The organism is Labilibaculum filiforme, from assembly GCF_002843315.1.
In the GTDB taxonomy this organism is placed as follows: domain Bacteria; phylum Bacteroidota; class Bacteroidia; order Bacteroidales; family Marinifilaceae; genus Labilibaculum; species Labilibaculum filiforme.
In genome coordinates, this window is the sequence record NZ_MVDD01000026.1 from 24619 (window position 1) to 39953 (window position 15335).

The following is a 15335-nucleotide window of genomic DNA, read 5'->3' on the forward strand; positions in this document are numbered from 1 at the left end:
TAGAGATAAAAAAAACCGCAAGTTTTCACTTACGGTTTTTTTATGATTTTATCGTGCGAATTTTTTCTTATTAAATCTCTGCTCAAAAATTCCCAATAATTTCTTAAATAATCCGTAATACAGGATGATATAAAGAGAAAATGTAGAAATCCATATCACCAGAATATTTACCCAATACGTGTCGAAATATTGGCCCAAAATTCTTTTCTGAGGAGCATAAAAGTGTGCTTTAATAAAGTGTCCTTCTGGATTTCTGTAAATAGGATCAATTTTTTGAAATAATCTTCCTTTGTATTCAATAATACGTTCGATATCATTCGAATTTCTAACAAATTCGGTAAGACCATCATTCGCGTATGATTTTTTCATATTTACGAAGGATTGTTTATCTAAGAATCCTTTTTGTAACTCGGTTAAACGTTCATCTTTTTTATGGTTCGATACATTGTATAAATTAATGTAGTATCGATTTAACTTCTTAAAATACTCGCGTGTTGCCTTAATTACATCGTCATTTAAACTGTCAGGATTTAGCTGTTTTAAATGATCAAATGGAATTGCTATTTTCTCCAAATCTTCTATCGAAAGCTCATTTCGAAGAAGTAGTAAGCTTTCCGCAAGTTCCTTCTGTTTTTCTGGTAATTTTAGATAGCGTTCGCTAGTATTTAATTTGTTTTTAAGTATCGGCAACCAATAATTTTTACGGTAATCTGCTTTACTCATCAACTTCTCGTAGATATAAAAGTTAGCCATGTATTCGTTGTCCTTATACTGTTTTACGGCTAAAGCTTCATAAGCCCAACGAGCAGTTATAATTTCACCATACCAAGGTATTGTATTGGGAGTAGAAATGGTTGGATTAAGCTTGTCGAACTTTACAATTATACCACTTAAAATTAGCTGTGGTATTAGTAGGAAAGGAATTAAAATATAAATAGTAATTACAGTTTTAAAACTATCAGAAATAATTAAACCAAGCATATTCGCAAAGCACCAGGCACTGAATAGTGCAAGCCAATATTCAAAAAACATTCCTTTAATTTCCAGTATAGAATTGCCTATTATTGTAAATAGAAAGGCTTGAAAGGCTGATATTGAGAATAAAATAACAATTTTAGAAAGTAGATAACTAAACTTACTTAAATTTAAAAAGCGTTCTCTTTTAAGAATTTTTCGATCCTTAATAATTTCTTCGGCACTAAGTGTTAAACCAATAAATAAAGCAACAATTACCGACATAAAAAGATAGACCGGAAGGTTGCTATTGTTACTAAATGTATAGCCTAAATCATTTGCAACATCAATATTGTAAAATTTAATTATATAACTTAAAAGAAAAGCTAAGAGCGGTGTTTCAAATAAATTAATAAATAGGTATTGACGATTGGCTAGTTTAGAAATTACATCCCGTCGCACAAAAACAAGGAATTGTGTGAAGATATTCGGAATTTTGAATGTTACTGGTGGTAATTCCTGAGTATCTTCTATTGGTTTGTTAGTACTAACATACTCCTCAAACTTTTTATGCCATTGTATTGGCGATACTTTTCGAACTTGTGTAGGTCTGCCATATTCATCCAAGACTTCAGATTCAATAATATTAAAAATCAAATCTGCATCCACATTACCACACGACGAGCACTCGCTTTCGGTGCGATTTGCGCGCATGGTTTGCGATTTGAAATAGGTTATTGCATCCAATGGATTTCCATTAAAAATGAGATAACCACCAGTATCTAAAATTAGTAGGCGGTCGAACATTTTAAAGATATCCGATGAAGGTTGATGGATTACGACAAAAATTAATTTTCCTTTTAGGGCCATGTTTTTAAGCAGGTCCATGATTTTTGCAGAATCTCTTGATGATAAACCCGAAGTAGGTTCATCAAGAAATAATACGGATGGTTCACGAATTAATTCTAAAGCAATATTTAATCGCTTTCGCTGTCCACCACTAATTTTTTTATCTAAAGGATTTCCTACCTTAAGATTTCGAGCATTGTATAAACCTAAGTCTTTTAATAAGTTTAATACTATTCGAATTAACTGAAAGGTACTGTATTTGTCGAAGCAAAGTTTGGCATTAAAATATAAGTTTTCGAATACAGTTAGCGATTCTATCAGTAAATCATCTTGAGAAACATGACCAACAACACCTTCGAGTTGTGACTTGTCTGTAACAATATTGTATCCATTAATTTCTACGCTTCCATCACTAGGGTTTTCCGATCCATTTAGTACATTTAAAAGTGTTGTTTTTCCTGCACCACTCGATCCAATAATCCCAACCATTTTTCCTGATTCTTCTTTAAAAGAAAGATCATGTACACCAATATTATTTTCTTTAAACCGATATTCAATATTTTTGGTTTCGAATACAACTCTTTTTTGATCCAGATCGCGGTGAAAAGTGGTTGCAATATCACTAAAATAAATCGGATCTATTTTAGGGTTGCGAATAGATGAGCCTTGGGTTAAGAGATGTACTCTTTCCGGATTAAGGTTCTGACCGTTCATAACCAACTCTTCTATTCCTTTGAAGCGCAAAACAAACATGTCAACTCGCTTCAAACGAAGAATTTTGATTTCACCAATTAAACCTTCCGAATAGTAATGTTCTCCTATTTCAAAGGTTTTGTTTTCATTACTAACGGTTAATAAACGTTCCGATCGAATAATTTCATCAAAATCATTCAGTACAAAATTCTTTAAACGATCATATCCTCCAGCAGGAAGGTTAAAAGTGTCAGCAACAGTTTCAACAAATGCAAATTCTTGATCGCTGATTTCCTCTTCCGATTTTAGAAATTCTAAAAGTTGGATAAGAACAATAACTTTCTGACGAACAATTAGTTCTTCATTTATTTCGGTACATATGCGAAGCACTCTCACTGAGCTAGCTGAAGTGTATTTTTTTATTTTAGTAGTTCTGGTAGTGCGTTTCTGGTTCGCTTCGTAGTGCTGATCGTATAAGCTAAGATATTCTTCAGCTGTTTCTTGATCAAGTTGTTGTTTTAGATACCTAGAAACCATTCTTCGCCTCTCAATTGCTGAACTTTTTGGGTGAGCAATGATTGCAAATAATTGCATTAAAGCCTTAAGAATTCGTTCACTCATAAAATGTGAGAGTTAGTGATTGGTTGAAAAAGAAGATTTGAACGGATATTATTGTTTAAATCCTATCAGGAGTAGTACAAATCCTGATGTTACTTCTTTTTGATTTAACTTGGCTTCAATGGTGCAATTTATCGAATTGGTAAATTGGAAATCCCAATAGGGAGAGTTTTGATGATCCTTATTGGAAAAAAGCAAATGATTTTCTTCATCGTAAATCGAGAAAATTACATTTTTTTCCATTTTGCCAGTAGCTCCAACAATACGATAATAGTTATTGGCATAAAAGGTGGTGTGAAATTCTGCAACTTCACCACCCGACAATAAGGCTTTATATTGTTGACCATCAGATATAAAACCTGGCTCAAGATATTTAGTGCAGTTTTGCAAAGTAACGTCTGTTTGAGCATTAGCGGTAAAGCTAAGGCCTGCAAAGAATAAAATTATAAGGGTATAGAAGCGATTCATAAGTCGTTTTTTTTTGTGTGATTACTTGATGATGTGATTACGAATAACACTTACTTTTTCGGTAATAGAGGCTAATTGCTCTTTGTTCATTACCAGTTCAGCTTTGCTTTTCACAATCGTAAGTTTATTTTTAGCATCAGTAATAGGAGGAATATAGGTGTATTTCTCTTCTATTTCATCGAACGTGTATGCCAAGTCAATTAATCGATCTACTAAAAAGTAAAAGTCTTTAGATTCGTTTGAGTAGGGTACTAAAAGTTTTATTAGATTTTCGAGTGGTCTTTTTTGTTCCGAAATTCTACCCATTAATTCTTTGTTCGGACTTATTTTGATTTGTTGGGTTAAAATATAAACTGATTCGATCCAACCACCTGCAAGAATTAAAGCTCCGGTATTTTCCCGATCATTAACTTTTAAATAATTATCGATTTTACGATAAGTATTACTGACAATAATTAATAAAGAATCTCGGTTTTCAATATTTTTTTCAATGCGCTGAATTGTTGGCTTATCCATAGCGTTGTACAAACCGATTTCCTGCGAAATAATTTTTAAAACCGCAAAATAACTAGCCGCGTCTTGTGTTTGGCGATAAATGTTAATGTATCCTAAGTCGGAACCATATATTCCAAAATTTACAGCTTTACTAAAATTTTCAACATAGTCGCTTGCTTTACTGGTACTATGAAGTATATCCCTATTGTAAGGAATTCCAGATTGTTCAAGCAACAAAGATATTTGATAAGGCGATGGTAAACTGAAGAGAATATTATTGTATTTAAAAATATTCGCAGATTGGTCTACATCTTCCAAAATAGCAGCTTCAGTAGACAACTCGTCATCAATGACATCATTTTTCGTTTTATTTTGACGTAAAATCAAAAACGTAACGATTGCTGCAATGGAAATTAAAATAAGAAATTTGATACTGTTTGGTATTTTGTTTTTTGGCATCTTGTATAACTTAAAAATTATTAAGCCAATTTAGAAAGAATAAACTACTTCTCAAAGTTGAGTACTAACTGCACTACGGATTCGTATTTACAAATTAACTAGAGATCGAGTTTTTCGTTCTTAGTTTGGATTTATATCCAAGCTAATTGGTAATTGTTACGTTTAATTATTCATCCATTATTACTCTATTTCTACTAAAAAGGATACATTTGAAGACGAATTTTTTGAAAAGAAATATAACAACAACAAAAAACACTATGAAAAGAGTATTCCTTCTAAGCTATTTATTAATCATTTGTGCCTTTTATACGGTAGTAAATGCTCAAACAAAAAAGTTGAGCATGGAAGATGCTATCTTAGGACAATGGGGAGAATTCTACCCTGAAAGTTTATCACAATTATCATGGAAAGGAGAGAGTAATGTAATAAGCTATGTTGCCGACAATGAAATTGTGGGAGCTAAACCCGGAGATGAAGTAAAGGTTATTTACAGTTTGTCTGATTTAAATGAGATTTTAAAAGCAGCTGGATTGGTCGAAAAAAGCAGATTTCCAAGATTTTCTTGGGTTAGTGATGATGTGATTCAATACAATGCCGATGGTAATTTAATTCAAATAGACTTATTAAATAAGAAGCTTTTGTTGAATCTAGAAATTAACAGAAAGGCTGAAAATACTGAATTTTGTGCAGCTAATTCTTCTGTTGCTTATACCATTGAGAATAATTTATATATTAGTAATGCAAAGGGAAATGAGTTTGCTGTAACTTCTGATGTAGACAAGAATTTTGTGAATGGTCAGACCGTGAGTAGAAGTGAGTATGGTATTGTTGATGGTATTTTTTGGGGACCTAAAGGAGAATCTTTGGCTTTTTATCGGAAAGATGAAAGTAATGTTACCACATTTCCTTTGTTAGATATTAGCACACGTGTTGGAGATTTAAAGGAAATTAAATATCCTATGGCTGGAATGGGTAGCGAAACGGTAAGTTTGGGTGTTTATAATTTGAAAGAGAAAACTACGGTATGGATTCAACCAGACGATTTTGGAACCGATCAATATTTAACTAATATATCATGGGATGCCGATGGGAAATACATTTATATTCAAGTTTTGAATCGTGCATCGGATCATGCAAAATTAAATAAATATGAAGCGACAACTGGTAAATTTGTAAAAACACTCTTTGAAGAAAAAGATGATCGCTGGGTAGAGCCATCTCATGAATTAATTTTCTTAAAAACGAATCCAAAGCAATTTATTTATCAAACCAATAACCGAGATGGTTTTAATCATGCGTATTTGTATAATACAGACGGAAAATTAATTCAGCAATTAACTTCTGGCGATTGGGAGATTCTGGAGATTTTGGGTTTCGATAAATCGGAAAAAAATATGTTTTATCTATCAACGGAAGTGAGCCCGATGGAAAAACATGCTTACAAATTAAGCCTAAAAACGGGAAAGCGTACTCGATTAACATTGGATGAGGGTTTTCATGCCGTGGAGGTTAGTGCTGATGGTAAATTCATAATCGATAATTATAGCAGTTTAAATGTGCCACGTAAAATTACAGTTGCTGATGAAAAAGGCAAAGTTGTAAAGGAGTTGGTGAATGCACAAAACAAGTTGAAAGATTATAACCTGGGCGAAATTTCTTTGGGAACTATTAAAGCTGCAGACAATAAAACTGATTTGTACTATCGAATGGTAAAACCTGCCAATTTCGATGTAAATAAAAAATATCCGGTAGTTGTATATGTATATGGAGGTCCTCATGCTCAATTAGTAACAAATAAATGGTTGGGTGATGCTCGATTGTGGGAGCAATATATGGCTCAGAATGGTTATTTAATTTACGTTTTAGATAATAGAGGTTCGGCAAACAGAGGAAAAGAGTTCGAAGCCATTATCCACCGAAAGTGCGGTCAACCCGAGATGGCTGATCAAATGAAAGGGGTTGAGTTCTTGAAATCATTGCCGTATGTTGATGCTGATCGTATTGGTGTACATGGCTGGAGTTATGGTGGTTTTATGACTATTTCGCTGATTACAAATTATCCGGACGTTTTTAAAGTTGCTGTAGCGGGCGGACCGGTAATTGATTGGAAATGGTACGAAATAATGTATGGCGAAAGATATATGGATACTCCAGAAGAAAATCCCGAAGGGTATGCAAGGACTTCTTTGCTTGTAAAAGCAAAAGACTTGAAAGGGAAACTTTTAATTTGTCAGGGAGCAATAGATAATACGGTGGTTTGGCAACATAGTTTGAATTTTATTCGGGAGTGCGTAAAGAACAATGTTCAGGTTGATTATTTCCCTTATCCAAGTGCAGAGCACAATGTAAGAGGGCGAGATCGTATTCACTTGAAACAAAAAGTAAGTAATTATTTTGATGACTATTTGAAATAAGAGCAAATATTTGATTTATAAAAACTAGTATATCGTCGTCCCAATTCCGATATTTTTCGGCAATTTTGGACGACGATTTTTTGTTCCCGAAGTCTAGCTTTTGCGGGTTTAAAGAGTGAACTTATTAAAAAATACAAAATTGAAAACGCAAATTAACTATAAAAGTATTTGGAAAATTGCTTATCCTATTATTCTAGGAAGTGCAGCCCAAAATATTATTGCTCTTACTGATACCGCATTTTTGGGGCATTTGAGCGAAACCGCTTTGGGTGCGGCGGCAATTGCAACCATTTTTTATTTTGCAATTGTTATGCTTGCCTGGGGTTTTGGTCTGGGAGCTCAAATTGTTATTGCTAGAAGAGTTGGAGAGGGAAATCGGAAATTGGTTGGGAAAACCTTCGATCATTCTTTATATTTTTTAGTGATTTTGGCTGTTGTTTTGGTTGGATTTATGGAATTACAGGCTCCTCCGATTTTAAAAGCCATTGTAAAATCGGATGCGATTTATGGTGCTAGTATAGAGTATATTTCGTATCGGGCTTGGGGAATTCTATTTGCTTGTGTAAACATTTTATTCAGAGCTTTTTATATTGGAGTGGCAAAAACAAAAATAATAGGTTATAGTACCATTTTTATGGCGATTGTAAATATCTTTTTTGATTATGTATTGATATTTGGAAAGTGGGGTTTCCCTGAAATGGGAATAAAAGGAGCAGCTATTGCTTCTGTAATTGCAGAACTTTTTGTAATGGTGTTTTTTATTATCTATACTTTAAAAAGAGTTCCTTTTAAAACTTATGCTTTATTCGAATTTGTAAAAATTGATTGGGGGCTTTATTCACGATTAATAAAGGTTTCTTTTCCTATGATGATTCAGAATTCTTTGGCTTTATCGTGTTGGTTCGTTTTCTTTTTAATGGTGGAAAGAATGGGCGAGAGAGAGCTTGCCATTTCTAATATCGTGAGAAGTATATATGTTTTATTGATGGTTCCGGTTTGGTCTTTTGCCGCAGCAGCCAATACTTTGGTTAGTCAAGTTATTGGTGAAGGATATCCAGGTGAGGTTATGAATGTTATTTGGCGAACCATTAAACTATCTTTTTTCTCAGTTTTAGTATTGGTTGGAATCTGTTTTTTTAATCCGGAATTGCTAATTTCTATTTATACCGACGAGCTAAGTTTAATTGCTGAAACAAAACCGGTATTGTATGTGATTTTTGGTGCGGCTCTTATTTTTCCTATTGGTGTCACTCTTTTTCATGGGGTTTCGGGAACTGGAAATACTTTTCATGCAATGTTGCTCGAGATTGCAGTTTTAGTTTGTTATTTAGGGGGAGTATACCTTTTAATTGCGGTGTTAAAACTGCCAATTGCTGGAGTGTGGACTTCGGAGTATTTTTATGGAGGATTTCTTGGTTTAAGTTCTTGGTTGTATTTAAAATTCGCTAATTGGAAAGAAAATAAGATATAATTTTGAAGGAGAAGAAGAGGATATTCTTTATTCAAAAGGTACAACATCGGGTTGAGTAACACTAAAATTGCTGAATTTAGGTCGCTCTTCACCAGATATCTGATATTCAAATTGGTTAAAGTCGGAGGGTGCTTTTGGATAAAAAGCTAGTCGTAATTGTATGGTTTTAAATACTAAATTCTCGTTGCGCAACCGAATACCAAATCCTAAACCATAGTAAAATTTTTCTTTGAGGATATTTTTTTGATTACTGCCAATAAACCCCATATCGGCAAAGGTGTAAAATGCAAAACGAAAGCCTCCTAAAGTGTATGGTGTAAATGCAACGGTTTCTAAATTAAGAACTAATTTTTGGGTGCCAATAACGTCTTCTTTAGAGAATCCTCGAATGCCTGTATCAGAAATTAAACTTATAAACTCTTCGGGAAATCGTCTAATTCCTAAAGTGTATTTCAGATCTGCAAAATTACGAAGTCGAAGAGGTCCGAGATTGCGAATTCGACTAAAAAATTTGCTTTGTCCAAGCAAAACACCTTGCTCAAATCTTTTGGAATTGAAATAACCCCCAATTGCTAGTCGATTAAAGAAATAAGTTCTGCTTTGTCGAAGGTAAATGGCCTTCTGGAAATCGAAACCTAAATAGTTTCGGTGCGAGTATTCACGATCTTCGTAGCCCATTGTTATTTGTGCCAAAGAACCATAAGGAATATCCTCTGTTCGCCCAAAGTTGTAAATCAGGTTACTTTTATAGTATTGAATTTGACTTAGACTTAAACTGGCTAAATAATGGGTGTTATTATGAAAAAATTGATTTAATGTGGCACCTACTTCGGGTCTTTCGTAGAATTTCCGACTCGAAATTCTTCCTGCCAGATATAATTTTCTGCGGGCAAATAGTTTTCCCGATTCAACTTTATATGAACGTCCAAACCAAACATTTCCGTAATTAAAATCTAAGGGTATTTCATTGATGATAGGGTCATCTTTTTGAATTTCGTCTGACCTCATTGTTTTGGAGAGAGTAAAACCTCCCGCATATTTGGTGTTGTAGGTGGCAAAGCTTCTGTCTAAATCTAATTGAAGTACACTTTTTTCGTAAGTGTTTTGATAGGTAAAGCTTGCATCGATAAAAGATTTTCGGATGTTTCTAATTTTATATTTTCCGGTGTAACCATATTTTTGGTCTTTCTCTGTGTCAATTTCAATACTATTGCTGAATTCATGTCCTAAGCCATAAAGGTTTCTACTATATATTTCAAAATCAGTTGAAGTTAAGGAACCTATTTTCATATTTGCTCCCCACGAAAACTGATCTTTTACCCATAGTTGAAGATCCACCAATTTATGGGAGCCATATACAGGAACAACTCTAAAATAAGCATCTTTAATATAGGATAGCTGTCGAATTAGTCGCTCATTATCAGCTAGGTTATATGGATCTACAGCATCACCTTCGTTGATACGTAACAGCTTGCGTAAATGATTTTTTCGGCTGGTGTTATGAAGTTTATTTCCAGTAGTCTCTATCCAAGTTGTTGCAATTTGTGTTGTATCATATAAAGTAGGTCCAAATGGTTCTAAAACCCGAACAGTTATGTTTCGTATTGTTTTGCCCTGATACTGAACAAAAGCGGTTTCACTGCGTTCTGTTTTTATGGTATCTGTTGGATTTAATTTATCAGGTGAAATAAAAAACAGATTATATAATTCTTTGGTAAACTTTCGTTTATTGGCACCTTGTTTTAGCGAATTATAAAATTTAGATGCGTTTTTTGAATTGTTTTTGTGACGTTTTTCACCTACAGTATCTAATAGAAAAACAATTGTGTCTCTTGAAATAATTGAGGTGTGCTTGTATAATTGTAATTGTTGCTTTTTCTCGATAAGCGTATCGCTTTTCGTAATCCTCTGCCCAGTCGCATGGAGAAGGTTTCCTAATAAAAAAACCAAGATGAGACAATATGTACCTATTTTACTTATGATGAGGATATTTAATTACAATCAGGATAATCTTCCTTCAAAGATATATAATTTGTAATTCGATTGTGCGTAACAAATTATAAGAATCGTATTTTAAATAACTCCGAAATAGTTAAGTTATTTTACTATTTGTGATAATAGTAAGTTTTTTATCAAGATTATTAATGTTATCCTCTGTCCATTTCCACTTGCCTTCTTTTCTTATTTCACCAACTAAAATTTTCCCTTTAAAAAGTTCAAGAGTTTCAATAGCACTTCCAAAGCCATATCGTTTTAAACTCATTTTGTAAACAGTTTTATGGTAGTTGATATTTTCAGAACCTCGAAAAAAAATTAAATAGTAGTAAAATAATTTTAATTCTTTGGTACTGTCATTAAATTCGATTTTGTAAATAATTCGATTTCTTTTCAGCAATAAAAGAAGGGTGTACATGAATAGGACCGTAGTTAAATAAACTACATTAATTCCTACGAAAAATAGGAGGATTATAATTAGAAGAGCAAGTAAGGAAAGTTCCTTTTTTATTCTTTTCCCTAATGGATATTCTGTAGGGTTTAATTCAAATTTTTCCATCGCTAATTTTTTGCATAGTTAGCGAAATAGCTCACAGTAATCAAGATGAAATAGATAATAATACAAGCTAACTTAAATTATTTTGCACAAACTACTAAATTTTTAGTTGTAATATTTGACTACTAAAAATTTAGTACTAAGTTTGTAGTAGATTAATCGAAAGAATGAAATTGTTATGAATGATTTAACCAAAGCAGAAGAACAGGTAATGCAAATTGTATGGGATTTAAAAGAGACGGCAGTAAGAGATGTTGTTTCTCGTTTTCCAGATCCTAAACCAGCTTACACAACTGTTGCTACAGTTATGAATGCATTAGATAAGAAAGGTTTTGTAAATAAAGTGTCGGCAGGTAAATCACATCTTTTTTCTGTGAAAATATCAAAGGAGGATTATTCGGGATTTAAGGCTGGAAGTCTAGTGAAGAATTACTTTAATGGTTCATTTTCAAGTATGGCTTCTTTTTTTGCCAAGGATAATAAGTTGAGTATTCAGGAATTGGAAGAGATGATAGAAATAGCCAAAAAACAAATAGAAAAGGAGAAATAGATATGATCGTTTTATTTGAATACTTATTGCAGGTATCGTTTATTTTAGCTTTGTTTTATGCTATTTACTATCTCATTCTACGTAATGAACGATTTTTTGTGGAAATACGAATTTACTTGATAATTAGTATTCTTCTGTCACTTCTATTGCCATTTGTGAGAATACCTTACACTGTTATTGTTGAAACGGTCCAAGCTTCTGTTCAATCGGACTTGATTCCTATGTTTTCTGGAGTAATGGATGTGGAGCCAACAAAACAAAACTACTTTACGATGTCGAATATGTTATTGATTGGATATTTAATTGTAGTTGCTGTCTTATTGATTCTTAGCCTGCTGAAAATAAGTCAAATATGCAGGTTGGTGTTGGGTAAAAAGTATACTATAATTGAAGATTGTAAGCTAGTTATATTGGATAAATATATACCAGCATTTACCTTCTTCGGATATATCGTAATGAATAGAGAGGAGTTTACCGATGAATCTCGAACAAATATATTAGCACATGAAAAAGTTCATGCAGACCAAAAGCATTGGATCGATCTGCTTTTAGTCGAATTGTTAACCATATTAGTTTGGTTTAATCCAATTGTATGGCTTTATCAAGTAGCAATAAAACAAACGCATGAATTATTGGCCGATGATGGAGTTATAGCGCGTGGCTTCAATATTGGGCAATATCAGGCAACTTTAATTAATCAATTAATGGGAACGGAAGTATTAGGCTTGGCCAATAACTTTAACCATTCCATTACTAAAAAGAGAATGATTATGATGTCAAATATAAAAAGCCCAAAAAATAGGCGCTATAAATTATTGATAATGATTCCGGCTGTACTTGCCATACTTCTTTTTAATTTAAAAATTGTAGAGGTGCAAGCTCAGGAAAAAACAATAAAAGAGGTTGTAAATGTAACAACGGTTTCTGGACAAGTTCTTAATGAAGATAATGAGCCAATTGCAGGAGTTGCAGTATTGGTTCAAGACTCTAAAACAGGAACAGTTACTGATATGGATGGTAAATTTTCTCTTGTAGTACCATTAGATGCTAAACTTGTTTTTTTAGGTGTTAATTTCAATAAAGAGATAATCTCTGTAAAAGGATTTATGGAGTATGGCAAGAAAACAGATAGTGGTTACGATATGAATGTTCAACTAAGTTCTTCATCTGCAAAAGAAGTTAGAGAACAGAAAACTTACAAAGGGGAACCTATTTTTGTGATTGTAGAAGACATGCCTGAATATCCAGGAGGACCAAAAGCTTTACGGGAGTATATAGCCGAAAATGTAAAGTATCCTGCAGAGGCAATTAAAAATAATATTCGTGGACGGGTATTCGTAACTTTTGTGGTTACTAAGGACGGGAATGTTGATCAATCTCGTGTAGTTAGAGGTGTTGAACCTTCTTTAAATGCAGAAGCAGTTCGTGTTATTAATACAATTCCAAAGTGGAAACCTGGAAAACAAAGAGGTCAGGCTGTAAATGTGGCTTATACAGTTCCTATTAATTTTGATTTCGAGGATGATACAACGAAAGAAGAAGAGGAGAGAAAGGCAAGTTCGGATTCGAAGGGGGAACAAATTTTTGTTAAAGTAGAAAAAATGCCTCAGTACCCTGGTGGATCTGAAGCTTTATTAGCCTATATCGAAGAATCAACAGTTTATCCATCGGTAGCTTTTGTAAATGGAATTAAAGGTAGAGTATTTGTAACTTTTGTAGTAAATAAAGAAGGAGATGTAGATCAGGCTCGGGTAGTTAGAGGAGTGGAAACAACTTTAGATGCTGAAGCATTGCGTGTAGTTAAATCATTGCCTAAGTGGACTCCTGGTTATGAGAAGGGAAAAGCCGTAAGTGTTTCTTATACCGTACCAATTAATTTTGATTTTAACGATGATAAAAAAATAGATGAAGTAAAGGTTGAAGGAAAGAGTAAAATAAACCAATTGGATGGTACTGCTCCTAAGTTTCCTGGAGGAGAATTGGAATTACAGAAATTTGTAGCACGAGGTGTGAAGTATCCTAAAGACGCTCAGGAAAAAGGAGAGGAGGGAAGAGTGTTTGTTACATTTACTATCAATAAATTGGGTATTGTTGAAAGTGTTCGTACTGCGAAAAGTGTTTCACCTTCTTTGGATGCAGAAGCCATTCGTGTGATTAAAACATTGCCTACTTGGATTCCTGCAAGTAGGAATGGTGAGTCTGTTGAGGCGACTTACACATTACCTATTAATTTTGAACTGAAAGATAATCAAGGTGTTACTGTGATGGGTGAAGCTGAAAAAGAAGAGTTTACTAATAACGACGAGTCTGGTTCAACTATTACAATGCTTAATAAAACGGAAAATAAAAAGACTAGCACGGGAAATAAGACTTATAATGGCGAACCTGTTTATGTTTTAGTGGATGATATGCCGAAATATCCAGGAGGAGCTTTGAAGTTAAAAGAGTATATCGAAAGTGAGGTTTCAAAATTGGATTCAAAATATATTATTCATAAACGATGTTTTATTACATTTTTAGTTACAAAGACTGGTGCGGTTGATAATTTAAAAATTGCTCGTGGCACTAATAATGTTGTGGTAGATAATAAAGCACTAGAAATTATTAAGAATATGCCTAAGTGGACACCAGGTTATGAGAAGGGCATAGCCGTTAGTGTATCTTATACTGTGCCAATTAATTTTGACCTTAAGAATGATGAGAAGAAGTAATTCTTGATCATTTTAGCCAAAAAATAAATGCCTCAAATTTTAGTTTGGGGCATTTGGATTTAAAGTTCTTTGTAACGAAAGCAATCTTTTGTGTGATCGTTTACAATTCCGGTTGCCTGCATAAAGGCATAACAAATGGTTGGGCCAACAAATTTAAAGCCTCTTTTCTTTAGGTCTTTGCTCATTGCTGTTGCTTCCTCTGTAAAAGCAGGCACTTCGGCTATTGATTTCCATAAATTTTGAATGGTTTTGCCATTTGTAAAACTCCAGATGTATTTGTCGAAGCTTCCAAATTCTTTTTGAACCTCGAGAAAGGCCTTTGCATTTTTAATGGTGGAATTTATCTTTAGTTTGTTCCGAATAATACCTTCGTTCTGAAGTAATTCTTCAACTTTTTTGGGAGTGTAATTTGCAATAATATTAGGATCGAAATTATCAAATGCTTTGCGGTAATTTTCACGCTTTCGCAAAATTGTGATCCAACTTAATCCTGCCTGAGCACCTTCTAAAATTAAAAATTCAAAAAGCATCTGGTCATCGTGTTGAGGAATTCCCCATTCATTATCGTGATAATTACAGTAAAGAGGATCTTCTCCAGCCCACCAACATCGGGTTTTAGTCATGGTGTTAATTTTTTAATGTACTGATAAAAATAGAAAATAATATGTTGATTTATTATACCTGGAATGCTAAAACCTACCATTTTAGCTGGTTTTGTTAGCTAAAATAAAAAGTAGTAAAACAGAAAAAGCTTGGATCCCCATCCAAGCTTTTCTACTAACCACTATTTACTAACCTAAATCTATTCTCTATGAAAAAACGTTTACCACTCGTTTACCTTACAAACATACGGGATTGTTTAGTTAAGTGCCTTTAACAGAAGTTAAAGAATGCTAAAACCTACCATTTTAGCTGGTTTTGTTAGCTGAAATAAAAAGTAGTAAAACAGAAAAAGCTTGGATCCCCACCCAAGCTTTTCTATTAACCACTATTTACTAACCTAAATCTATTCTCTATGAAAAAACGTTTACCACTCGTTTACTTCACAAACATACGGGATTGTTTAGTTAAGTGCCTTTAACAGAAGTTAAAGAATGCTAAA

At 33.4% G+C, this 15335-nt stretch carries 10 protein-coding genes; 4 read left to right on the top strand and 6 right to left on the bottom strand.

The window, feature by feature from the left end; translation table 11 throughout:
- Nucleotides 1-48 precede the first annotated feature (48 nt).
- The 3 genes from BZG02_RS19415 to BZG02_RS19425 are packed head-to-tail and all read right to left on the bottom strand — an operon-like array spanning nucleotide 49 to nucleotide 4536.
- Nucleotides 49-3117: an ATP-binding cassette domain-containing protein gene (locus tag BZG02_RS19415; RefSeq protein WP_101263412.1), complete on the bottom strand. Its 3069-nt coding sequence runs from the start codon at nucleotides 3115-3117 to the stop codon at nucleotides 49-51.
- 48 nt (nucleotides 3118-3165) lie between these two features.
- The gene (locus BZG02_RS19420) at nucleotides 3166-3582 is read right to left on the bottom strand and encodes a hypothetical protein (RefSeq protein WP_101263413.1); all 417 of its coding nucleotides are present in this window, start codon (nucleotides 3580-3582) and stop codon (nucleotides 3166-3168) included.
- Between the two features lie 21 nt (nucleotides 3583-3603).
- Nucleotides 3604-4536, bottom strand: coding sequence for a hypothetical protein (locus tag BZG02_RS19425; protein WP_101263414.1), 933 nt, complete (start codon nucleotides 4534-4536; stop codon nucleotides 3604-3606).
- A 257-nt stretch (nucleotides 4537-4793) separates the two neighbouring features.
- Here BZG02_RS19425 and BZG02_RS19430 point away from each other — a divergent pair, with 257 nt between their 5' ends.
- The gene (locus tag BZG02_RS19430) at nucleotides 4794-6950 is read left to right on the top strand and encodes a S9 family peptidase (protein WP_101263415.1); all 2157 of its coding nucleotides are present in this window, start codon (nucleotides 4794-4796) and stop codon (nucleotides 6948-6950) included.
- A gap of 139 nt (nucleotides 6951-7089) precedes the next feature.
- Nucleotides 7090-8421 carry an MATE family efflux transporter gene (locus BZG02_RS19435; protein WP_180335792.1) on the top strand — a complete coding sequence of 444 codons (1332 nt, stop codon included), beginning with the start codon at nucleotides 7090-7092 and terminating at the stop codon, nucleotides 8419-8421.
- 27 nt (nucleotides 8422-8448) lie between these two features.
- Here BZG02_RS19435 and BZG02_RS19440 read toward each other — a convergent pair whose 3' ends face one another.
- Complete coding sequence (locus BZG02_RS19440; protein WP_101263417.1) at nucleotides 8449-10371, bottom strand: BamA/TamA family outer membrane protein; 1923 nt, start codon at nucleotides 10369-10371, stop codon at nucleotides 8449-8451.
- A gap of 142 nt (nucleotides 10372-10513) precedes the next feature.
- On the bottom strand, nucleotides 10514-10975 hold the full coding sequence (locus BZG02_RS19445) for a hypothetical protein (protein WP_101263418.1): 462 nt from the start codon (nucleotides 10973-10975) through the stop codon (nucleotides 10514-10516).
- A 208-nt stretch (nucleotides 10976-11183) separates the two neighbouring features.
- Between BZG02_RS19445 and BZG02_RS19450 the strand changes: the two genes are divergently transcribed.
- Both BZG02_RS19450 and BZG02_RS19455 read left to right on the top strand, forming a co-directional pair.
- Nucleotides 11184-11522 carry a BlaI/MecI/CopY family transcriptional regulator gene (locus BZG02_RS19450; protein ID WP_425432632.1) on the top strand — a complete coding sequence of 113 codons (339 nt, stop codon included), beginning with the start codon at nucleotides 11184-11186 and terminating at the stop codon, nucleotides 11520-11522.
- A gap of 2 nt (nucleotides 11523-11524) precedes the next feature.
- Nucleotides 11525-14233 (top strand): TonB family protein, encoded by a 2709-nt coding sequence (locus BZG02_RS19455; protein ID WP_101263420.1) that lies wholly within the window; start codon nucleotides 11525-11527, stop codon nucleotides 14231-14233.
- A 59-nt stretch (nucleotides 14234-14292) separates the two neighbouring features.
- Here the strand turns inward: BZG02_RS19455 and BZG02_RS19460 are convergent, their stop codons facing one another.
- A complete protein-coding gene (locus tag BZG02_RS19460) occupies nucleotides 14293-14856 on the bottom strand; it encodes a DNA-3-methyladenine glycosylase I (RefSeq protein ID WP_101263421.1) in 564 nt (187 codons plus the stop codon).
- Between the last annotated feature and the right edge of the window lie 479 nt (nucleotides 14857-15335).

Bases quoted from the DNA above. Each gene is read 5' to 3' on its own strand.
- BZG02_RS19415 (WP_101263412.1), bottom strand. From the start codon at position 3,117: ATGAGTGAACGAATTCTTAAGGCTTTAATGCAATTATTTGCAATCATT.
- BZG02_RS19420 (WP_101263413.1), bottom strand. From the start codon at position 3,582: ATGAATCGCTTCTATACCCTTATAATTTTATTCTTTGCAGGCCTTAGC.
- BZG02_RS19425 (WP_101263414.1), bottom strand. From the start codon at position 4,536: ATGCCAAAAAACAAAATACCAAACAGTATCAAATTTCTTATTTTAATT.
- BZG02_RS19430 (WP_101263415.1), top strand. From the start codon at position 4,794: ATGAAAAGAGTATTCCTTCTAAGCTATTTATTAATCATTTGTGCCTTT.
- BZG02_RS19445 (WP_101263418.1), bottom strand. From the start codon at position 10,975: ATGGAAAAATTTGAATTAAACCCTACAGAATATCCATTAGGGAAAAGA.
- BZG02_RS19450 (WP_425432632.1), top strand. From the start codon at position 11,184: ATGCAAATTGTATGGGATTTAAAAGAGACGGCAGTAAGAGATGTTGTT.
- BZG02_RS19455 (WP_101263420.1), top strand. From the start codon at position 11,525: ATGATCGTTTTATTTGAATACTTATTGCAGGTATCGTTTATTTTAGCT.
- BZG02_RS19460 (WP_101263421.1), bottom strand. From the start codon at position 14,856: ATGACTAAAACCCGATGTTGGTGGGCTGGAGAAGATCCTCTTTACTGT.